We start from the raw sequence: 21802 nt of genomic DNA on the forward strand, positions 1-21802 counted from the left end.
CTGGTCGAAGTTCTGCCAGTCACGGTAGTTGCTGGCATAGTCGTTGACCCCGGCGCTCAGGTCCCGCACCCGCTGCACCAGATCACCCAGATCACCCGACCGGCGGGCATGGTCCGCCGCCGTGTCCAACCGGTCAGCCAACGCCGCGATGTCGTCCAGGTCCCGCAGACGCTGGGTCAACCGGTCACTTTCCGGATACGTCGACAACAATCGCTGCTTCGCCTGATCCACCAGATCACGCACCTGCTGCGGCAGATCAGCACCCGTACGCCCAACAGCCGACGGGTAAGCCGGCCCCAGATTCGTGGTCGGCCGCAACTCCGGCTCGACATCAACCCGAGACGGGTCGTCGACCCGGTCACCACTCGGCGCACGCTCATGCTCCGGCGTCGACGGCCCATCGTCCCGACTCTCCGGGCTCTCCGGGCTCTCCGGGCTCTCCGGTCGACCGTCGCCCTCGGCCCGGTCCGGGTCACGAAGCTGCGGCTCGTCAGCCGGCCGATCCGGCCGCGACTCCCCGTCCCGACCCGACTCCGACCGGGCACCGTCATCCCCAGCCCGATCCTCACCGGACCGATCCCGCGTCCCGGCACCGTCACCATCGTCCGAATCCGTACGACCGGGCTCCCCCGTCCGCGCCCCCGCGGTGTCGCCACGCATCTCGTTCAGCTTGGTGGCGATCTCCGCGTCGGTCATGGGCCGCCGGACGCCGGCGTCGTCGACCCTGGTGAAGTTCAGCTCCAGGTAGTTACGAAGCCGGTGGCCGTAGACGTTCAGCGACTCGGGCCGGGTGTTCATGGCGTGCTGGATCATGTCCGGCGTGAGTCGTGGCGCGCTCTGACCGTCGAGGTGACCGCCCTGTGCCGGGCCGAACTGGTTGGCGACCGCCGCCGCGTAGCTTTCCTGGAAGCGCAGATCAGCGCGCTTCTTCCACTCCCACCACTTCGGCTTCTCACGGCTCGGTCCACTGCCGTCGCCGTCGCCGTCAGGGGGCGGGGAGGTAGTGTCGGGCCCGTCGTCCGGCGAGTCCGAGCGATCGGCGTCGGTACGGTCACTCGAAGTGTCCGGTCCACGATCCGGGTCCCCATGCTCCGGCAAGCTGTCATGACCAGCACTCTGGTCACCGTCGCTGTCTGCCCGGGTTGCCGGGCCGGAATCACCATCGGTGGTTCGCGTCGCCGGACCGTCAGCCGAGTCCGACCGGGTCGACGAGCGGTCACCGTTACGGGAGTCGGCACTCGTCGTACCGTCCCTGGTCGGGCCGCCATCCCGACCCGGCGTCGTACGAGGATCGCCACCGGCTGCGGTGTGCCCCTGGCCGGTCTGCGACCCGGGTGTGTTCGTCGGGGCATCGGCCCGGACCGGGGGCGTTGGACCATCGGCCCGAGCGGGCGGTGGTGCATCGACCCTGGTGGGGGTGGGGCCATCCACCCGGGCGGGCGGTGGCGCATCCACCCGGGTCGGCGGCGTCGGGGGATCACCCGCAGTCGATGTCGGCGCATCGGCCCGATGCGGTGTCGACGCACCGGGCGAGACTGTGGTCGGCTCGGGTGCCGGTGTATCCGGCACCGCCCGCTGGCCGGGCGGCTGTTCGCCGACCCGGGTCTGCTCCGGGGTCGGCCCACCGTCGACGTGTGGGGCCGGCGTGGGCGGTGCCACCTGCGGCGCGCTCTCGCCCCGTTGCGTCGGCACGGCGGGCTGGCTCGGCTGAGCCGCGTCCGGCGTGACTGTCTGCTGCCGACCGGTCCCGCCGTCCGGTTGGTCCGCCCGGATTCCGGCCGACGAGTCCCCGTCCCGGGAACCCGTGGACGGCGCGGTGTCCGGGGTGGGGGAGTCTGCCGTCGCCCTGCTGTCCCGGGACGCACCGGAGGGCGCGGAGGAGCCACCGTCGCGGGCTGACGTCCCCGGGGACGGCGAGTTCGTGGCGGCCGTCGCCGGGGTGGTGGAGGTCGACGAAGTGGTACGGGACGCCCCGGAGTTGGTGTTCGCACCGGAGTTGGTGTTCGACGTGCTGGGCTGCCCGACGCCGCTCTCCCCCACCCGGGGTGCACCGACCTGGGACGGTGCCGGCGCCCCGAGCTGACCCGTGTTCGGCATGGTCGCCGGGTTCGGCAACAGGGACGGGGCGTTCCGGGTACCCGTGAGGTCGGCTTGGCCGAGGTTCGGCGCCCCCGCGCCGTTCTGCCCGAAAAGGTTGGCCGTACCCCTGCTGACCTGCGGCGCGGCCAGGTCGAGGTTGCCCCGCCGGGTGTCGGTGATGATGCTCTGGATCAGGATCGCCGGGGTCATCGCCTCCCCGACGTGCTTCCAGGTCATCCCGCTCCAGAGACCGTTGCGCTGCGCCCAGTCCTTCAGGCCGGCGGCCTCGAGCAGACTGTCCCGCCCGATCTGGAACATGTTGTCGAGCGTCTGGCCGACGCCGTACGCCAGGGCTTCGGTGAGCCGCGTGCTGACACCCATCGTGAGGGGGCCACCGAGCGCACCGGCGATGAAGGCGTCCGCGATCTCCATCGCGAACCGGGTACCGAAGTTCTCCACGAACGGGTCGTGTCCCTCGGCGGCCTGCAACAGGGTGATGGCACCCTTGGCTCCGGTGACGAAGCCGGCGTAGATCAGCCCACCACGTAGCGCCGTCTTCGCGGCACCCTTCACGCCGGCCTGGACGAACTTCTGGAACCCGCCCTTGATGGTCTGCTGCCAGAGTCGGGCCAGCAGTTGCCGGGCCAGTTCCCGGATGGTGAGCCGGGTCCCCGCGATCTGTGCCGCCCCGGTCACCGCCCCGACCCCGGTCCAGGCAAAGACGATCATTTGGATGATGGCGATGCCGAGCATCACCAGATTGATGATCGCCATCCACTTCATGGACTCGATCTCGAGCGCCTTGCCGTGCACCGTCTGTTGCAGGGCACCGACCGCCTCGGCCATCCCGTTGAGCTCGTTCAGGTAGCCCTGCAGATAGGCCCGGTTGATCGCGGCCGTGCCGTCGCCCTGCCAGACGTCGAGGTCACGAAGGTAGCCGTGAACCTCGTCCAGGTGATCGATGTAGGCCTGGGCGGCATCGCCGTAGTGGTCCGCCAGGGCGTACATCTGCTCGTGGCGACCCTCTGGCCATTCCATGACCATTTCGAGGAAGTCCCCGAGGACAGGGACGTACTTGTTCAGTTCGGCGAAGAACTGACGTACCTCTTCCAGGACGGCATTCGCCCCGTCCTCGACGGCGTTGTCGCCCACTGACGGCCCTCCCCTCCCGGGCTCGATCGCCTACGAAACTGCGCTCAGGTTCTCGCTGACGATCACGGGCGTTGCAGGTCCTCCACGACGTACCGTCGGCTCCAGGCCGCCGGCCGACCACCTCCGCCGGTCACGGTCCAATGCAGAATGTCGAGACCACCGCCGCTGCCGCCCCGCCGGTAGTGGCACGAGTGGAAGGCAAGGCGGACCTCGTCGTCGACGACCTCGACGGCGGGCGGCGCGACCAGTTCCGGGGCGACGAACGGATACTTCGCCACGACGTCCGCCACGTCACGGACGAGCTCCCCCGGTCGTGCCCACTCGGACACGGAAACCGGGGTGACGATCGGGCCCTCGATGTCCCGCCCCGAATACAACTCGGCCAGCACCTCGGCGTACGCCACCGGGTCGAGGTCGTCGCCCAGCCGTCCGCCGAGCGTCCGTACCGTCTGGACGTCGTTGAGCAGGAACTCCTCGCCGGACCGGCCGAACAGCAGCCCGTACGTCCGGGCCATGCTCCCGACGCCGTCGGTGGCGACCAGCCGGACCGCCTCCGCCACCCACGGCGCACCGCCGATCAGCCAGTCAGCCGGCTGGGCCTCGTAGAAGTGCCAGTTCGTCTTGAACACGACACGGTCCGGCCAGTCCCGCCGACCTTCGATCTCCAGGTCGGGTGACACCAGCCGACGTCGCACCGTCGCGACCAACCGATCCGCATCCATCTCGAACTACCCTCTCCCCCGCTACGGCCATCACGCGCCTTCAGGGTCGGAGCCGTTCGGCTCCGACCCGTCCAGGTTGCGAAGCGCCTATACCTGTACCTGATTGATCTCGGTCTCACCTTCGATGTCGACGCCCAGATAACTGGTCATCGCAAGAATCGTGGTGTCACCGACCTTGATCAGTCCGTCACCTGCCCGCGACATGCCGTCCGCAACCGAGTCACGCAGCGAGCTTTCGCCGCCGTCGGGAACCTGGTTGAAGGTGGTCTCGAACGCCTTGCCGTACTTGTCGTTGCCCCAGGGACGCTCGCTCTCGATTCCGCTGATCTCTCCCTTGATCCCCTGGATCTTGCCGCGGAAGCCCTCGGCCATCGCCCGTAGGACCGCACCGGTGGCACTGACCTGGTTCGGATCTCCGTCGATGTCAATGAATGTAACCACGGCTATCCTCCTTCTTGAGTACCTGTGGCAGTTCGCTGTCGTGGCTGTCCAGCATCCGGTCCAGCTCGGTCTCCCCACCCAGGCCGAGTTCCCGTCCCTTCGGCACAGCCTTGTCGAGGATCTCGCGGGTCTTCCGGTTTGCGTCCTCGACGGCTGCCCGCACGGTGGAGAGAATCGACGCGGAGAGGGCCTTCGAGTTGGGCGTCCGGAAGACGCGCGGGTCGATGTCGAGGTCGGTCAACTGGCCACGCGGCCCGACGGTCACCTTGACCATCCGATCCTCCGACCAGGCCGTACCGGTGACCTCAAGTACCTTCTGCCGCGTCTCCGTCACGTTCTCCAGGCTCTTGTTCAACTCCCGAAGCACGTCACGGACGGCTGACCACTGCGGACGTTCCACGGCTCTCACCTCCCCTGGCCCACGCGCTCCGCCCCCGCAGACACGCAAGGCCTGACCCGACAATAATTGATGGCCGCCCGCCGACATCACTCCAATCCGCGCAACAGGTCCAGGACGTTACCGCCGTGCGGCAGGACCACCGGCGGATCGTCGTCCGGGGCAGGGGCCACGACCGGTGGCACACCGCCCGCAGCGGTCCGCGCCGCCGGCGGCTGGTCACGCGGCGGAGCCTGCGCCGACGCGGATGGCCGATCCCCCTCCGGCGCCGGCACCTCCGCCGGAACCTCCGGGTCACCGACCCAGCGGCGGGCGAGATCGACCGCGTACGCCAGCAGCCCGGCGACCGGTTCGCCGTCGAACGAGAAGCCGATCGGCGAGCCCGGGTTGACGGCCAGCCTGTGGTGTTCCGCCGGCCACTGCTGTAGTACGGCGACCAGGTCCATCGACACGGTGGCGACGTCCAGCCCGTTGAGGAAGGCGGCGCACAGCTCCGGTGAGGTGAACACCGGCACGGTGGGCACCCCGTCCACCACCAGCCCGTCGACCGGGACGATCACCCGGGACGTCACCAGCACGTCGAGCAGTACCTCGTGTTCGCCCGCCTCCAGCGCCTGGCTCAGCACCCGCTCCACGTCGTTGGCAGGGGTGAAGGGCACACCGCGTTCACCCGCCCGTTCCGGTACCGGCGCTGGCACGGACATCGCCGGACGGAGCCGCCTCGCCTGCGGGTCCGGGTCGGGCGACTCCGAGTCCGAGTCGGGCGGCTCCGAATCCGCCGAGGCTGGTACGGCGGGCAGCGCCGGATCCGACCCCGACGGCGGGCGCATGGTGAGCGCCGGGACGTCCTCGGGCGCGACCAGCAGGACGACGGGCGTGGCCGGATTCACCGCCAACCCCAGCGGCCTACCCAGGGTCAGCCCCGGCCAGGCGCGAGCCAGTTCGACCGCTGTGGTCGGGCGCCAACCATCGGTTCCGAGCACCTGCCGCATCGTCTCGACCGACGTGAAGACCAGCAGGTACGGCACGCCGTCCCGGTCACGGGTCAGGATCTTCTGCCGCCGACCGTTCGCCCCCGACGGTTCCTCGTCGGGGAACCCCGGTAGCACCAGTGGTACGGACAGCAGAATTCGGCGTACCTCGGAGACGTCGTTGGCCTCCACCGCCGTACGAAGCTTACGTTCAGCTTCGTTGGCTGGTCTCCAGCCAGCGTCCGTTCGGGACGTTCCCGGGACTGCGCCTGGTTCCATGGTCAGCCGACCTCGAAAAGTGCGGTCAACGGGTCCCGGCGGGCTGGCTGGGTCGATGCCTGCCAGGGAGCCCGTAGTTGCGGCGGTAGGCCAAAACCGATCGTCTCGTCCCGAACCTGAACGACCTGACCCGAGTCAAGCCAGTCCTCGGCGATCCGCAGCAGTTCCGTCGCCGGCTGCGCCAACTCCGTCCAGAATCCGTCGATGTCGTCGGCGCAGCGGCGCAGCAGGTGGGCTGAGATGTGTTCCGCGTCGTACGGGTCGCGGTCGCGCGGGTCGTCATCGTCCAGGTACCAGACGGAATCCCGGTCGTCGCCGGCGACCTTGACTGCCAGCAGCCCGCCCTGCACGTAACCGATGGGTAGGAAGTCCGACGTCAACCGGTCCCGGCACCATTCCGGGACGTAGGACAGATCCTGGTGCCGGTCTTCGCGGGCGATCCCGAACAGCGGCTGGTCCACCACGAAACCGAACCCGGGTAGCACTCCCGGGGTGCTCGGTCCGGCACCATTGGTGTCGGCGAGGAACCTCCGGTAGACCGGAGGCAGTTCGCCGCCCAGTAGGCGTTCGAGCAGGTCGACGAGTTCGTCCGGGACCTCGTCGCCGGGGCCGGGCCGTACCGGTACCGGGGTCGCGTCGACGCGCTGTCCCCGGCCGCCGACCGCCAGCAAGCTCATTCCACCGAAGTGGCGGTAGGACGCGTGCAGTTCGATCGGCACCAACGTGACCTGCCGGGCTCCACCGACATGCGCCCAGCACCAACCGCTGGGCGTGGCCACCGCGCGACCGGCCGGGCCAGGTGCCCAGAGCGGGTCACCGCCCGGGGTCGCTGCCAACCGCGCCATGATCCCGTTCGCGGCCAGCACATCCACCACCCGTACCTCGTCACGGGTCAGGCCGGCCACCGGTGGGGGTAACTCGACCAGCGCCCGCGCACAGAGCGCCCAGTCGGGAAATCCGCTCGGCGTCACCAGGACCCCCTGCCGGTAACGCATGCGCAGGGTCGGCGATCCCGGGTGGATGACACTCATCGCAAATCGTGAGCCGGGCCGGGCAGCGCCCGGCTCGGGAGCTGTCACGACGCCAGCCGGGCGAACGTACCGGCGGCGACCCGGCCCAACCGCTCCGGCATCCCGGACGGAAGCTGGTGGTTCCTGTCGATCGTCGAACAGGTCACGGTCAGCACCAGGTTGCCGTCGTACGCCACCAGCTTGACCTCACGCTGGTCACCGGTCCAGAAGGCGCCCGACCCCACTCCTGCGATGTCCGTCGGTGTGCTCTTGGCGAGCCTGCGTCCGGTGTCCAGATACCTCCTGCCGGCTTCGGCGTTGGGCAGCAGCTCCGAGTCGACCATCAGGTTCACCGCCATCGTCGCCGACGAACGGGAGGTGGCGCAGATTCCCGAGCTGTCGGCGACCGCCTTGCCCCCGTCCCGTGGGAAGACGTCCAGGAGCGGACTGACGTCGGTGACCGAGCAGAGCGACGGGGGCAGCCGATAGGTGACGCCGCTCCCGCTGCTCTGCGTGGCCGACGCCGATGCCGTCGGCGAACCGGTCCGGGGCAGGTACTCGGGAGGCAGGGTCGGGCCCGCCGCCGGATCGGCGTCGGGCTGCCCGCAGCCGGTCATCCCGGCAGCCAGCAACGCTCCGACCATGCCCACCGTGCCGAGATCGGCCAGCTTCCCCATCGTCTCTCCCCCCGTTTCCCCTGGACCGAACTCTACTGACGACATGTCAGGCGCCAAGTGTCGGCTTCGGCTCGGACGTCACGTTGGTCGACCGGGTCGGGGTACTGTCCAGCACACCGCCGCCCGGCGTGGCGACGGTCCACGTCTCCTCCTGGTCGAGAAGCTGCCGGACCTTGGCGAACTCCTGGTCCGCATCCGACTGCTTGTTACGCGAACCGAGCTGTGCCTCGTACCCCGGGGAGCCGCTCTGCCGCGCACTGCGCAACACGCCGGTCGACGCATCCAACCGCTGCTGCGGCCCGGCCTCGGGTCGGCTCACCCGGCCCACCACCGGCCGGGAGGTCGGCACTGGGGGCGGGGCCAGGATGTCGTCGCCGGTCTGCCTCGGCCGGGCTGGGCCGGGTGGCGGCAGTACGGGTTCCGCCGGCTGCCGTGGACTCGGACGGCTCAGCACCGACGGGATGGCGTCGGACCGGATCGGCGGTGAACCGCCCGACCCGCTACGCGCGGGACCACGTGCCCCCGTGGGTCGGCCGAATCCGGGCAGCTGGGATGTCTGCTCCGATCGTGGTGCCCGCAGCACCGGTGATGACGGCGGAGCGGTCGGGTTGCTGAACTGGTTCACCTGTCCCGGTTGTCGCGGGATACCCGGCGTCCCCTCGCCTGGCCCCCGCCGGCCCGGGGCTCCCGGGGCCGCCGGCGTGCCCCGTCCCGGGGGAGCACCGGGAGTGCCCGGGGAGGCCTTGCTCGGGTCCGGCGGAGCCGTGATGTTCGGTCCCGGACCACGGCCCTTGACGTTCGGTGGCGGCTGCCCCTTCATCGGTGACTGGGGCATGGACGGTGGTGCCCCGGTCCCGGGCGCGGAGAGGTTGCTGGCCCCGGGACGCAACACGCTGGGCGAGTTCTGGCCCTGCCCCGGCAGGTTGTTCAGCAGGTTGTTGCCCAGGTTGTTGAGCGACGGAGCAGGCCGCACCACCGGAGGCGTACCCGTGAACTGGCCATTGCCCGGCACCGGCGGAAGGACCGGCGGCGCGACGGTGGGTGGGATCACATTTGGTTTGTCCACCGCCGGTGTCTTCACATCCGGGGCCGTGACGTCCGGTTTCTTGACGTCGTCCGGGATCTTCTCCTTGAGGGCGTTGGTGTTTACCGCCCTGTCCTGCAGGCCCCGAACATCAGGTGTCTTCACCTTGGGCGCGGGCCGATTGCCCACGTTCGGCACACCGGAGACGTTGGGCGGCATGCCGAACTCGCCCATCATCGCCCGCGTGATGAAGTCGGGGTTGGGCTGGACCGCGTCCGGCGGCCCTTCATAGACCGTGGCGAAGCCGCCGTTGAGCTCCTCGGTCATCACCGACCAGTACTCCTTGGCCATGTCGTACTGGATCTTCTGGGCTTCGAGGCTCCACCAGAACTCGATCTGACGCAGATGGGTGACGTACATGTCCCGCTGCGACTCGTTGGCCTCATCGATGGACTTGCCATCGATGTACTCGTCCCGCCATTCCGTGCTGGCCCGCCCCATGGCGGCCTTGTAGTCGGAATAGAGTTTGGACATCTTCGACTTGTGCCCGGGAATGGCCCAGGCGAGCGTCGAGGTCCCCAGCCAGTTGGTGACCGCGGCACTACGCCAGTCGTCGAGGGACTTGATGGTCGCCCCCGGGCCCCGGGCGAGGAACGCGTCGGCGGCGTCCCCGGTCCAGCCCTTCTTGTTGCCCGGCGAACCGTCACCGCCGTGCTTCAGACCATTGGCCGCCAGCAGCACCCGCGCCCGAATGTCGTCGATGACCTGCACGACGCGGTACCACTGATCCGACAACTCGAGGACCGCGCTGCTGTCCTGCGCCATGATCCTCTTATTGATCTTTTCGATGGTGTCGTTGGACCGCGCCGCCTGCTCGGTTTGGTCATCCCTGAAGTTTGGTTTGCTCCAGTTGACGGTCGGCTCGATGTACTGGCCACCGTCGTCCGGCGGCGGGTAGTGGGAGATGTCCTCGCCCATCCGACGGGCCAGCCGCAGGGATTCCTGCAACTCCGTGTTCTGCGCAGAGGTGTAACCGAAGTAGTCGCCCTCGCCTGCCATGCCCCCGCCCTCAGTACACTCGGCCGTTGTCCCGGACGTACTCGTCCGTGCCGTGCGATCCGGTCTGCTCCACGGCCTCCTCGACCGGCCCCTGCTCCTGCTGCTCGGTCGTGTGCTGGCCCGGGGTGATGGTCACCGGGCTGGAGGTCGTCGGATCACCCTTCGGCTTGCCCTCGGAGTCGAGCAGCGTCGTCTCGTTGGTGATCGTCATCGTCCCGTCGTTACCGGTGACGGTCGACGTCTTGGACTGGGTGCCCGTACCGTCGCCGTTGTAGTTCGTCACGGACGTGGTCTGGGTCCGGATTCCCTGGTCGTCCTTACCGTCCTGTTGGGTCGTCTTCTGGAGGACGGCGCCACCGGGCCCGTAGACGGTGGTCGTGGTCGTCACGGTGCCCACCCTCGGGTCGTACCCGTTTGAAATGACCTGCTTCGACGATCCGTCCGGGTAGAGGTAGATGGTGACGCCGGCAGCCGGCCGAATGACCTGGGCATTGTCGTCGTTGCCGGTCATCGACATCGACATCGAACCGGCCTCCTGCGCCATTCGCATTTCGTATTCCGACCAGGATTCGACCTTGCGGAAACCCTCCGGTGCCTTGGCGTTGTAGTCGGAGAACGCGAACTTGATGTCATCGAGGCTGGCCTTCGACCTGGCGTCCCCGCCCTCATAGATCTCGGCCAACACAATCGCGGCCGACCCGATGTTGCGGATCCCGTCGAGCACGTCCTTCAGGAAATGCTGGAAGTCGCTCTGTCGGTGGCGCTGCTGCCGGGCTATCACCGCGCCCTCGGGAAACTGCGTGGCCGGGCTGGGCTCCAGGCCGAGCCGGATGAACTCGGACAGCGCCGAGACCTCCATCACCGAGGGAGCGGCGGCGGCCATCTGGATGTCGAGCATCTCCTTGTAGTAGGCCAACATACCGTCGATGTCGACGCTGACTTCCGGCCCCGCAAAGGACTCGTAGCCCGACGAGCTCCCACCGCCATCAAGATCTGGCTTTCCCACGCTGTCCTCCCCGCCCACGATGCGTGCTCAACCGCACAGGCACCTCGTGCCCGACTCCCCCCGACGCCACCACGCTATGGCGGACATCGATCACTACCACCGGCTGCCCGCCGGTCATTCCGATGAGCCGCGTGGTGCCCCGTCGCACGACGATCGTCCGCGGGGCACCACACGCAGCTCACATGCCAGCGGCGATCTTCTGATCGATCTGCTGCATCCGCTCGGCGGAAGCACCGAGCTTGGTGCCCAGGGCGGTCAGGGCGTCGTTGATTTCCTTGGCGCCCTTGTTCCACTCGGTCCGCGCCGCGTCACAGGCCTGGCCGGCGGAACCGGCCCAGTCGTTCGCGAAAAGCTGGGTGAACTGGCCGTAGAGATCCTCCAGGGAGCCGTGCATCATGCCCTGGTAGGTGCCGATAGCCGTCGCCACGTCACTGATTGCGCCGAAGTTGTAGGTGATAGTCATTTAGCTTGACGCCTCTCGACTCGGTTGAGGTACTCAGCCCCGCAGGGCGGTGATGACACTGGTGTTACCGGTGGCCGCTGCCGCGCTGCGGATGTCCTCTGCGGCCTCGTCGTCGTTCACGCCGTACTCCGACGATGCGCTGCTGATCTTGCCGGACAGCTCGTCCAGCGCGTTCAGGATCCTCGTCAGTCCGGAGTTCAGTTCGGCCGAGACGGTCTGCAGGGCGGTGTTCGCCGCGCCAGCCATGCCGCGACCGTCGAGGTCGACGATCCGGTCCAGCAGCTGCGCCATGCCGCTCGACAGCGACTCCCGGACATCCTGGCACCGCTGCGCCATCGTGTTGAGCTGGTCCTGCGTGGCATGCACCTGGCCCATGCCTGGCGTACTCGTCGTCAAGGTGGGTTCACCCCGTTCCTTCGTCGTACCCCCCGTTTGGGGGAGCCTCCCCTTGGTGCGCACGATGCTCATGCGCGGATTGCCGCGTCCCGAAAGTAGCGTGCCTTGTCCACTCAGGCCACCTCCACCCCGACAAGCGTCCGGAATACGGCAGCGGAATCGCTTTCAGTAATGAGCATCAAGCTTTCGGTAGCCATCCTTCGATGGACAACCGACGATGTGCGTCACCTGATTGGTCCACATCGGATTGCCAAGCCGACCTGCTGACCAATGATCGGCTCACCCGGGTACGCCGGTCGGTCGACCGACGGATGGTCGCCCCGACGGGGTCACCGCGACCGGACGGCAACCACACGGGTACGACGCTCCGCCAGCACCGGTACGGCGGCCGATCCGTACGCCGACAGCCAGCGGTCCAGCCGTTTATTCCCGGCACACCGGGTATGCGCCGATCGTGACTGCGCGGAGGGCACCCGCTGGCGTGGACGAGCGGCAGCGGGCAATCGTGGTGATCTCGGCTGCGGTGGGGGCCGGACACGACGGTGCTGCCCGCGAGCTGGCCCGACGGCTGCAACGACAGGGGTTCCGGGTCGACCACCTGGACGTACTCGATGCCTTTCCGTGGCGAATGGGACGGCTGATCAGCGGGGTGTACCACGGCCTGTTGACCCGGGCACCCTGGAGCTATGCGGCACTGTTCGCCATCACCAACAGATCCCGGAACACCACCCCGGTCGCCCAGCGGCTGTTGAGCCCGCTGCGCCGCCGACTACGCCGGTTGCTGCCGCCGGAGACCCACGCCGTCGTGTCGACCTATCCGTTCGCCAGCCAGGTGCTCGGCTCGCTACGGGAGCAGGGCGAACTCGACGTGCCGGTAATTGCTTATCTGACTGATTTCTCCGTACATCCCCTCTGTGTAGCTCCCGGGGTGGACATGTACTGCGCCGCACATCCGGAGACGGCCGTCCGAGCCAGGGCCCTCGGTGCACAGGACGTCCGGGTGGTGGCTCCGCTGGTCTCCGATCGCTTTCGACCCGCTACGGCCGGCACCAAACGCCAGGCCCGACAGAAGTTCGGGCTGCCCGAGGAGGGACGTATCGCGCTGCTGGTCGCCGGCTCCTGGGGGGTCGGTGACGTCGAGACCACGGCCACGGAGGTCGCCCGTACCCGGGCGGCCATCCCGGTGGTGGTCTGTGGCCGTAACGCCGCCCTCCACCGACGGCTCAGTCGACGGGTACGACACGTCTTCGGCTGGGTCGACGACATGCCCACGCTGATGCGGGCAGTGGACGTGGTGGTGGAGAACGCCGGTGGACTCACCTGTCTGGAGGCCCTGGCCAGTGGACTGCCGGTGGCCACCTACCGGCCGATCCCCGGGCACGGTACGGCGAACGCCGCCATCATGGCCGGCGCCCAGGTGGCGAGTTGGATCCGGCGATCCGATGTGCTGGAGTCAGCGTTGATACGGCTGATGAACGAGGGACCGCAGGATCGGTCGATGGCTGGCCCGAGGGGGCGCACCGACCTGGACGCCGCCACCGTGGTCGCGGCCACGGCACTGGCCACGAAGCCGCTACGCGACGCCGACCAGGTACGCCACGAGAGCCGGGTACGTCGGCTGGCTGCCGTCGCGAGCGTCCTCGTCAGCACCATGCACGCCCGCCCGGCCACTCCCCCCAATCGAGCCCGCACGGACAACGGGAACGGCAATCCGGAAGGATGACCGACCGGCAGGCACGCCAGCCCCGGCTGCCCCAACTGCCCCGACTGCGGCACTCGTCCCGCCCGCCCGGACTGGCCGGACTGGCCGTTGCGGCCGGCACCGCAGCGGTGGTCCACGCCGCGCCGGCGCTGACGTCACTGCCGGCCCTCCGGATCCGGCTGTTTCCGGCGTTGAGCGGGCTGGGTGACCCGGCCCGGGTGGCGTTGACCTTCGACGACGGTCCCGACCCCAACGTCACCCCCCGGTTCGTCGAGACCCTGGCCCGGTACCGGGTACGCGCAACGTTCTTCCTGATCGGCTCGATGCTCGCCCGGGAGCCCACACTGGGTGGGGACCTCACCGCCGCTGGGCACGAGGTGGCCGTACACGGCTGGACGCATCGCAATCTGCTGTTCCGCGGCCCGGCCGCGACGTACCGCGACCTCGCCCGGACCCGGGATCTCGTCGGTGCGGTGACCGGACGGACACCCCGGTTCTTCCGACCGCCGTACGGCGTGCTCAGCAGTGCTTCCCTGGTGGCGGCCCACCGGTTGCGGCTGACCCCGGTGCTGTGGACCGCCTGGGGGCGGGACTGGTCCCGTACGGCCACCGTCGATTCGGTGCTCGGTAATCTGACCACCGGGCTGACCGGCGGCGGAACCGTTCTGTTGCACGACTCCGACTGTGCGTCCGCCCCGGGCTCCTGGCGAGCCAGCCTCGCGGCGCTGCCGTACCTCCTGGACGAATGCGCCCGACGGGGCTGGTCGGTAGGGCCACTGGGCGAGCACGACGCACCCGCCGGCCCCGCAGTCGGCACCTAGCCGGTGACGTTCCGGTGTCCCCTGACGGGTCCACCGGTCGTCACATTCCGCGCACCCAGTTCCACACGTCGATGACCCACTCGGTCTGCCGGAGGTAGGCCAGACCCACCACGAACAGGAACACCCCGGTCACCAGATGGGCACCCCGGGCCGTACGCCGGATCCGACCGAACTGCCGTTCCCACACCAGTCGGCCGAGCAGGCGCGACAATCCGAACAGGCCGGTGGCGACAAGGAGCGTCAACACGAACGCCATCACCGGACTGGTCAGATCGCCGTGTCCCGAGAGTGCCCAGATCCCCCAGCAGACGAAGGCGAACAGGCCGCCCACCGCACTCCACTCGCCGCCTTTGCGTAGCTGCTGCAGTTGGTAGCTCATCGGCATCCGCGGCGTCGGCTCACCCGGCCAACCGCTGCCGGTCGGCTCATGCGGCGCGACCGGGAACGGCTCGGTGGTTGGTTCGGTACGCTCGCTGGCAGGTTGGCCAACCGAGGCGACACCCCGGCGGAAGCCGGCGTTGCGCTGTGGCGGCACCTCGACGGTTCGTTCGGCCCACGGCTGCGTCTGGTCTACCATTTCGTCCTCCCCGATCGGGGACAGGTGTCACCGCTTCCTCCGCCGCACTTTCCACCCGTCCCGCTCCGAGAGTAGCCAGGCGGCACATGCGTCGCCGAACCAGCACCGATCGATGGCTCCGGGCACCGAGCGACGGCTCCGGTCTTCCGGTCCGAGCGACGGCTCCGGTCTCCGAGCGACGGGCTTCATCGGATCACTCGGCCGTCTGGTCCGGTACGGTCGATCCATGGCTGATCCCGAACGTCGGCGTCGTCGGCTGCGTCACGAGGCCGGGGCCGATCCGGTCGTACCGGCACCGCTGCGGCCGGCCGGACCGCCGGTGTCCGGGGCCGAGGCGGCGGACACCGAAGCGGGCGGCACCGAGCGGAGTAGGCCCAGGCCGAGCGCTCCCCGGTCAGATCATGCCGGATCGGGTGATTCCGGGCCAGCACCGGCCCGACCGACAAGGGGCAGACAGGCTACTACCGGGCGAACCGCCAACGCGCCGGAACCGACGGCCCGGTCGGGAGCGGGCGGGGCCCGTCGTACGGCGATGGCCGTACCGGCGGCGGAGGATCGGGACAGCGAGCGCGGCCTCCGTGGTCTCCTGGGATCGGGTGCTTCCCAGGTCAGTGTGAGCGCGGCGCTGCGTGCCCGGGATGCCGCCCGACCGACCGCAGCCGACCTGGCCGAGGCGGAGGAACGGCTGGTGGTGGTACGCCGCAACTGGGTGCCTCGGGAGAAGTTGCCACGCAGCGGTCGCTGACCGTCCCGGTCGTCAGGGTCCGCGTCGACGACACCGCACCGTCGCCACCATCAAGATCCTCGTGATCAGGGGCCCGTATCGCCGACACACCGGCGACATTGCGCGGGTTGCTCCCCGATCACGCGGATCCTGAGGTCTGACCAGGGCCCGGGTCGGGCCAGGGTCGGGGGTCAGGGCAGGTCGGGCAGCTGACGGGAGTCCTCGTACGCGGCCACCTGGCCGATCCGGCGGGAGTGCCGATCGTTGCCGGAGTACGGGGTGGTCAGGAACGCCTCCACGATCGCGGTCGCCTCGTCGAGACTGTGCTGGCGCGCACCGACGGCCACCACGTTCGCATCGTTGTGTTCGCGGGCCAGCTGAGCGGTGTCGATGTTCCAGGCCAGGGCGGCACGCACCCCCGAGACCTTGTTGGCGGCGATCTGCTCGCCGTTGCCCGAACCGCCGATCACCACTCCCAGACTGCCCGGGTCAGCCACCACCCGGGCACCGGTGTGCAGGCAGAAGGCCGGGTAGTCGTCATCCGGGTCGTAGGCGTGCGGCCCCACGTCGACCAGTTCGTAGCCCTGCTTGGCAAGGTGACTGGCCAGGTGTCCCTTCAACTCGTAGCCGGCGTGGTCGGATCCCAGGTAGACGCGCATACGCGCAGTCTGACAGCCGGCCGTTGCGGAGGCTGAGGCGGGCCATGCCCCGACCATTCCAGATCACAGGATCGGACCGGAAGACCTGACCAGCATGGAGGTTCGGGTCAGGGCGCGGTACGCCGCGCCCCGACCCGGAACGTCACGCTCCCAGTTGGGCGAGCACCAGACCACCCCGGGCCTTGGGGGTGAACCAGGTGCTCTTGCGCGGCAGCTTCTGCCGGGCCAGGTTCACCGCCACGAAGTCGTCGACCGTCACCGGAGCGATCAGGATCGCCAGCTCGGCCCGTCCCGCGTCCACCTCACCGGCCAGCCACTGCGCCGAGTAGTCGCCACCCACGTAGTTGATGCGCTTGTCCCCCGGGTCGAGGCCGAGCACGTCACGCAGCAGCACCCGCTCGACGAGGGCGTGGTCGAGGTTCTCCACCAACGTGCCCTCACCGGCCGGCAGCGTGACCGCGTACGTCCGGCCACCGGCGTACAACTGGACGCTGCCACCGGTCGCGGGCACGGTGGGCCGGCCGTCGACCGGTTCGACCTGCGCCCCGGCCGACCGCAGCCGGTCGACGAGTTCCTCCGGGGTGGTGCCCGACTCGCTGACCAGCCGGTTGTACGGCTGGATCGCCACCGAGGCGGGCGTGGTGATCACCGCGAGGAACCGCGGCAGCTCACCGATCTGGGCAGCCAGGCTGCGGTGGTTGCCGTCGGCCACCACCAGCTCCCCGCCGCCGGCCAACGCCCGCAGCTCGTCCTGTAGCGCACCCGGCTCCAACGGCCAGATCGCGTGCGTACGCCCGGCCTGGTCGATGTCGGTCGCCGCCGGCACCCCGGCCGCGTCGGTGGCCTTGGCCAGCGCCGCGTGCAACTCGTCGCCCCGGCCGGTCTGCAACAGCAGTACGGGGGAGAGCAGGTGTCCGACCGCCTCGGCCAGGGCCACCCGCTCGCGCACCTTGGCGATGAAGACGTCCTCGTTACGGATCACCAGACCGGGCTCGTCGGCGCTGGTGGAGATCTGGTCGGTGTCGACCATGACGAACATTCCGTAGGCCGGCTCGTCCACCGGCGAGGTGATCCGGTAGAGCACCACCACCTGCTCGGCCGGGGTGTAGCTGCCCTCCGCCTTGGCCTCGGCGAGTCGGTCGGCCGCAGCCGGCAACGCCTCGACGAGCGACTGGCCGAGACTCTCCGGTGCCCGGTGGGGCATCTCGATGGCGAGGGCACTGTGCGGGTTGGCCTCGATGATCGCGGTGATCTCCGCGTCGTCGGCGAACTCGTCGTAGTTTTGCGCGCCGGTGCCGCCTGTGGTGATCCAGGCCCGGGCGATCGGATGCACGACCGTCATGTCCGCCCACGCTACCGGCGGGCAGCGGTGTGACGGCCGATACCCCGCGTCGTGTCCATCCCCTGGGCGTAGCCGGAATCGGGCCGGTCAGCCGGTCTCCGCTGGTCAACTCATGGGCCGTAGCGGCCCGCTCGGCCCTGGACAGTGCGGGTGTCGAGTCAGCCACGTCACTGCCGGGCGGCGCATGAGTCAGGTCACGTGGTCGCCGCCGGGCGGCGGTGTCGGCCGCCCGTACGTCGTGACCGGGAAACGGCACCGGGCGGGTTCGGCCGGACCCCGGCAGGTATCGGTGCCGGGGCGACCCGGACGACGATCGGTGGGGCCAGCAGATCGGCCAGTTCCTCGGGGAGCTGCGGCGCCACGGTGGCCCACCGGGTGGCGTCCACCGACCAGTATCCGCCGCCCAGGCTCTCCGCCACCGCGTCGCGGGGCTGCGGGCGGTACCCGGACGTACGGCGGTGTCTGGCCATCGAACGCTCTCCGGCTTCGCAGGGGCGCGATCCGTACGGACCGCTGAATCGACACCCGGTGCAACGAGCCCGCCGGCCCACGGTCACGGCGACAGCATCGGCGAATGCCGATAGCTTCGGGTTCCACGCCCGGCCGGCGGCTTCACCGGATCGGGGAGGCCGCCGGCCAGGGCGATCAGCAGTCAGGGCGCTGACCAGCCAGGACAATGACCGGACCGGGTGACGGGACGACGACCGGCTCGGCTGACGGGACGACGACCGGCTCGGCTGCCCGTCCCGGTCGGAACCGGCCGACTCAGTCGAAGATCGGGTCCTGGTCGCGGGACCGCTTGAGCTCGAAGAAGCCCGGGGTGCCGGCAACCAGCAGTACGCCGTCCCACAGCCGACCGGCCGCCTCACCCTTCGGTGCCGGGGTGACCACCGGGCCGAAGAAGGCCACCTTCTCCCCCTCGACCGGGCCCGGGGCGTGGATCACCGGGGTGCCGACGTCGGTGCCGACCGGCTTCATGCCCGCATTGTGGCTGGCCCGCAGCGCCTCGTCGTAGTCGGTCGAGACAGCGGCCTTCACCAGGTCCGGATCGAGGCCGGCGTCGGCCAGCGCGGCGGCGTACAGCCCGGTGCCACGCTCCTCACCGTTGACGTGGATCCGGGTGCCGAGGGCGGTGTAGAGGTCACGTACCGCCTGCTGACCGTACCGCTGTTCGACCGCGATGCAGATCCGGACCGGGGCCCAGCCCGTCTCCAGCAACGACCGGTACTGCTCCGGCAGGTCGCGGCCCTCGTTGAGCACCGACAGGCTCATCACCCGGAACCGGACGTCGACCGGGCGTACCCGTTCCACCTCCAGCAACCAACGCGAGGTGAGCCAGGCCCACGGGCAGATGGGGTCGAACCACATGTCCACGCTCGCGCGCTCAGGCACGGCAGTTCCTTTCCTATCTGGCCCGCCCCGATGGCGGCCCTGTCCCGCAGATCATCACCCCACGGTCCGGGCAGCGGCACCGGAATGAGACCGTGACCTCGACCACCCGCCAGGATCAACACAGCATGGAAGACTCGTTCTGAGCCACCACGGCGGGTGGTTCTGTGGCTGCCAAAGGGGGCAGCAGGCGAGATACGGATGGAGATTCACGTGCCGGGAGTGCGTAACCTGACCCAGATCGAGGCGACCGAACGGGCCCGCCTGCTGGACGTGACCGGGTATGACATCAATCTGGATCTTTCCGCCGCAGCTGATGCCACCAACAATCCCACGTTCCGCACGGTGACCGAGGTCCGTTTCCGCTGCTCCGAGCCGGGGGCCACCACCTTCATCGAGGTCGCTGCCGACTCCGTACGCTCCGCGACCCTGAACGGGGTGGCGGTGGACCTCTCCGGGTGGTCGGCGGAGAGCGGGCTCGCCCTGACCGGGCTGGCCGCGGAGAACACCCTGGTCGTCGACGCGGACTTCCTCTACTCCAACAGCGGACAGGGCCTGCACCGCAGCGTCGACCCGGTGGACGGCGAGACCTACCTCTACAGCCAGTTCGAGACCGCGGACGCCCAGCGGGCCTACGCCTGCTTCGACCAGCCGGACCTGAAGAGCGTCTACACCTGGCACGCCACCGTGCCGGCACACTGGCGGGTGGTGTCCAACTCCCCGGTGGCGGCCACGGAGCCGGCCGGACCGGACACCAAGACGATCCACTTCGCCGAGTCGGCCCGGATGAGCACCTACATCACCGCGCTGTGCGCCGGGCCGTACCACGAGGTGCGCTACACGCACGACGGAATCGACCTGGGCTACTACTGCCGGGCCAGCATGGCCGAGTACATGGACGCGGACGACCTCAACCTGATCACCACCCAGGGCTTCGACTTCTTCCACGAGCAGTTCGGCGTCCGCTACCCCCTGCCGAAGTACGACCAGCTCTGGGTGCCGGACTTCAACGCCGGGGCGATGGAGAACTTCGGCTGCGTGACGCACGCCGAGGCGCACTACATCTTCCGCTCGCAGGTGACCGACTTCGAGTACGAGCAGCGGGCCAACACGATCCTCCACGAGATGGCCCACATGTGGTTCGGTGACCTGGTCACCATGCGCTGGTGGAACGACCTGTGGCTCAACGAGTCGTTCGCCGAGTGGGCCAGTCACTGGTGCAACACCCACGCCACCCGCTTCACCGACGCGTGGACGACGTTCCTCTCCATCCGCAAGAACTGGGGCTACCGGCAGGACCAGCTCTCCTCCACCCACCCGGTGTACTGCGAGATGCCCGACCTGGAGGCCGTCGAGGTCAACTTCGATGGCATCACGTACGCCAAGGGCGCCAGCGTCATCAAGCAACTGGTCGCGTACGTGGGCCTGGACCCGTTCCTGGCCGGGCTGCGTGCCTACTTCGGCAAGTACGCCTGGGGCAACGCCACCTTCGACGACCTGCTCTCCGAACTGGAGGTCGCCTCCGGCCGGGAACTGCGCAAGTTCGCCGCGCAGTGGTTGGAGACCGCACAGGTCAACACCCTGCGGCCCGAGGTCACCATCGGAGCCGACGACACCTACCAGCGGGTCGTCATCCGCCAGGAGGCGCCGACCGGCTACCCGACGCTGCGTACCCACCGGATCGGGGTGGGCCTCTACGACCTTGTCGACGGCCGACTCGTACGCCGGGAGCTGATCGAGGTCGACGTGACCGGCGACCAGACCGAACTGCCCCAGTTGGCCGGCGTACGGGCGCCGGACGTGCTGCTGCTCAACGACGAGGACCTGTCGTACACGAAGCTCCGGCTCGACGAGCGTTCCCTGGCCACGGTGGTGCAGCACATCGGCTCGTTCGACTCCTCCCTGGCGCGGGCACTGTGCTGGGCCGCCGCCTGGGACATGGTCCGCGACGCCGAGATGGCCGCCCGGGACTACGTCGCCCTGGTGCTGGCCGGGTTGCCCGCCGAGACCGACGTCAACCTCGTCATCCAGACGCTGCGTCAGGCCTCCAGCACGCTGGCCTCGTACGCCGACCCGGCCTGGGCCCCCACCGGCTGGGCGGAGCTGGCCCGTACCGCACGGACCGCGCTACAGGCTGCCGAGCCGGGCAGCGGTCTACAGCTCGCCTGGGCCCGCTCCTACGCGTCGGCGACCCGGTCGGAGGCCGACCTGGCCACGCTGCGCGGCTGGCTGGACGGTGTCGAGGTGCCCGCCGGTCTGACGATCGACACCGAGCTTCGCTGGTCGGTGCTGGCCGCCCTGGTCGCCAACGGTGCCGCCGGGGTGGCGGAGATCGAGGCGGAACTGGCGGGCGACCGTACGGCCAGCGGTGAGCGGGAGGCCGCGTACGCGCGGGCACTGGTGCCCACCGCCGAGAACAAGGCCGGGGTCTGGGCCCTGCTCACCGGCGACGAGGCGCTGCCCAACTGGCGGAACCGTTCCCTCCTCCAGGGCTTCCAGCACCCGGCGCAGGTGGAGCTGACCGCGCCGTACACGGAGAAGTTCTTCGCGGCGGTCGGACATGTCTGGGCGCACCGGGACAGCGAGCCGGCGCAGGAGTTCGTCGTCCTGGCCTACCCCGCCTACCAGGTCAGTGAGGAGACGGTCGCCGCCACCGACGCGTGGCTGGCCCAGCCGGATCAGCCCGCGCCGCTGCGCCGGCTGGTTGCCGAGGGCCGCGACGGCGTCGTCCGGGCGCTGAAGGCCCGGGCCAAGGACGCCACCTCCGCCTGATCGGGACAGTACGACAGTCGGGCCCGGCTACCGCGACCACGGGTCGTGGTAGCCGGGCCCGATCATTTGTGCCGGCTCGGGCTGGTGGTCCGGACGACACCCGGAACGAATGCGACGCGGGCCGGACCCCGGTGGGGTCC

General features: G+C 69.4%; 19 protein-coding genes and 1 pseudogene. 4 read left to right on the forward strand and 16 right to left on the reverse strand.

Annotated elements, in window-relative coordinates; translation table 11 throughout:
- The 11 genes from ACFQ4H_RS29590 to ACFQ4H_RS29640 all read right to left on the reverse strand — a co-directional run.
- On the reverse strand, positions 1 to 3231 hold a 3231-nt coding region (locus ACFQ4H_RS29590), incomplete at its 3' end, for a WXG100-like domain-containing protein (protein WP_377577250.1).
- A 62-nt stretch (positions 3232 to 3293) separates the two neighbouring features.
- Positions 3294 to 3953 (reverse strand): hypothetical protein, encoded by a 660-nt coding sequence (locus tag ACFQ4H_RS29595; RefSeq protein ID WP_377577253.1) that lies wholly within the window; start codon positions 3951 to 3953, stop codon positions 3294 to 3296.
- 87 nt (positions 3954 to 4040) lie between these two features.
- Positions 4041 to 4394: a hypothetical protein gene (locus ACFQ4H_RS29600; protein ID WP_377577256.1), complete on the reverse strand. Its 354-nt coding sequence runs from the start codon at positions 4392 to 4394 to the stop codon at positions 4041 to 4043.
- Positions 4378 to 4794 carry a YbaB/EbfC family nucleoid-associated protein gene (locus ACFQ4H_RS29605; RefSeq protein WP_377577259.1) on the reverse strand — a complete coding sequence of 139 codons (417 nt, stop codon included), beginning with the start codon at positions 4792 to 4794 and terminating at the stop codon, positions 4378 to 4380. The genes ACFQ4H_RS29600 and ACFQ4H_RS29605 overlap by 17 nt, the downstream gene beginning before the upstream one ends.
- An 86-nt stretch (positions 4795 to 4880) precedes the next feature.
- The gene (locus ACFQ4H_RS29610) at positions 4881 to 5954 is read right to left on the reverse strand and encodes an SseB family protein (protein ID WP_377577262.1); all 1074 of its coding nucleotides are present in this window, start codon (positions 5952 to 5954) and stop codon (positions 4881 to 4883) included.
- A gap of 89 nt (positions 5955 to 6043) precedes the next feature.
- The gene (locus tag ACFQ4H_RS29615) at positions 6044 to 7072 is read right to left on the reverse strand and encodes an HNH endonuclease (RefSeq protein ID WP_377577265.1); all 1029 of its coding nucleotides are present in this window, start codon (positions 7070 to 7072) and stop codon (positions 6044 to 6046) included.
- 44 nt (positions 7073 to 7116) lie between these two features.
- Positions 7117 to 7728: a hypothetical protein gene (locus ACFQ4H_RS29620; RefSeq protein WP_377577268.1), complete on the reverse strand. Its 612-nt coding sequence runs from the start codon at positions 7726 to 7728 to the stop codon at positions 7117 to 7119.
- Positions 7729 to 7774: 46 nt separating this feature from the next.
- Positions 7775 to 9811 carry a hypothetical protein gene (locus tag ACFQ4H_RS29625; protein WP_377577271.1) on the reverse strand — a complete coding sequence of 679 codons (2037 nt, stop codon included), beginning with the start codon at positions 9809 to 9811 and terminating at the stop codon, positions 7775 to 7777.
- Between the two features lie 10 nt (positions 9812 to 9821).
- Positions 9822 to 10817: a hypothetical protein gene (locus tag ACFQ4H_RS29630; protein WP_377577274.1), complete on the reverse strand. Its 996-nt coding sequence runs from the start codon at positions 10815 to 10817 to the stop codon at positions 9822 to 9824.
- Between the two features lie 178 nt (positions 10818 to 10995).
- Positions 10996 to 11280 (reverse strand): WXG100 family type VII secretion target, encoded by a 285-nt coding sequence (locus ACFQ4H_RS29635; RefSeq protein WP_377577277.1) that lies wholly within the window; start codon positions 11278 to 11280, stop codon positions 10996 to 10998.
- A gap of 33 nt (positions 11281 to 11313) precedes the next feature.
- The gene (locus ACFQ4H_RS29640; protein ID WP_377577280.1) at positions 11314 to 11655 is read right to left on the reverse strand and encodes a WXG100 family type VII secretion target; all 342 of its coding nucleotides are present in this window, start codon (positions 11653 to 11655) and stop codon (positions 11314 to 11316) included.
- A gap of 475 nt (positions 11656 to 12130) precedes the next feature.
- On the opposite strand from ACFQ4H_RS29640, the gene ACFQ4H_RS29645 reads away from it, so the two are divergent.
- Positions 12131 to 13399 (forward strand): MGDG synthase family glycosyltransferase, encoded by a 1269-nt coding sequence (locus tag ACFQ4H_RS29645; protein ID WP_377577283.1) that lies wholly within the window; start codon positions 12131 to 12133, stop codon positions 13397 to 13399.
- A complete protein-coding gene (locus tag ACFQ4H_RS29650) occupies positions 13396 to 14199 on the forward strand; it encodes a polysaccharide deacetylase family protein (protein WP_377577286.1) in 804 nt (267 codons plus the stop codon). Before ACFQ4H_RS29645 ends, ACFQ4H_RS29650 begins: the two co-directional genes overlap by 4 nt.
- Before the next feature lie 40 nt (positions 14200 to 14239).
- Here the strand turns inward: ACFQ4H_RS29650 and ACFQ4H_RS29655 are convergent, their stop codons facing one another.
- Positions 14240 to 14776 carry a hypothetical protein gene (locus ACFQ4H_RS29655; protein WP_377577289.1) on the reverse strand — a complete coding sequence of 179 codons (537 nt, stop codon included), beginning with the start codon at positions 14774 to 14776 and terminating at the stop codon, positions 14240 to 14242.
- A 562-nt stretch (positions 14777 to 15338) separates the two neighbouring features.
- On the opposite strand from ACFQ4H_RS29655, the pseudogene ACFQ4H_RS29660 reads away from it, so the two are divergent.
- A pseudogene (locus ACFQ4H_RS29660) lies at positions 15339 to 15521 on the forward strand (hypothetical protein); the annotation flags it as partial.
- Between the two features lie 170 nt (positions 15522 to 15691).
- On the opposite strand, the gene ACFQ4H_RS29665 reads toward ACFQ4H_RS29660, so the two are convergent.
- From ACFQ4H_RS29665 to ACFQ4H_RS29680, 4 genes are all read right to left on the reverse strand, one after another.
- Entirely contained in the window at positions 15692 to 16159 is a 468-nt protein-coding gene (locus ACFQ4H_RS29665) for a ribose-5-phosphate isomerase (RefSeq protein ID WP_377577292.1), read from the reverse strand.
- Between the two features lie 142 nt (positions 16160 to 16301).
- Positions 16302 to 17501, reverse strand: coding sequence for a DUF1015 family protein (locus tag ACFQ4H_RS29670; protein WP_377577295.1), 1200 nt, complete (start codon positions 17499 to 17501; stop codon positions 16302 to 16304).
- Between the two features lie 194 nt (positions 17502 to 17695).
- Entirely contained in the window at positions 17696 to 17971 is a 276-nt protein-coding gene (locus ACFQ4H_RS29675; protein ID WP_377577297.1) for a hypothetical protein, read from the reverse strand.
- Between the two features lie 295 nt (positions 17972 to 18266).
- Complete coding sequence (locus ACFQ4H_RS29680) at positions 18267 to 18869, reverse strand: mycothiol-dependent nitroreductase Rv2466c family protein (RefSeq protein ID WP_377577330.1); 603 nt, start codon at positions 18867 to 18869, stop codon at positions 18267 to 18269.
- Positions 18870 to 19112: 243 nt separating this feature from the next.
- Between ACFQ4H_RS29680 and pepN the strand changes: the two genes are divergently transcribed.
- Positions 19113 to 21662 (forward strand): aminopeptidase N, encoded by a 2550-nt coding sequence (gene pepN, locus ACFQ4H_RS29685; protein ID WP_377577332.1) that lies wholly within the window; start codon positions 19113 to 19115, stop codon positions 21660 to 21662.
- Positions 21663 to 21802: the final 140 nt, after the last annotated feature.

This window comes from Micromonospora sonneratiae, assembly GCF_042679305.1.
GTDB lineage: Bacteria > Actinomycetota > Actinomycetes > Mycobacteriales > Micromonosporaceae > Micromonospora_H > Micromonospora_H sonneratiae.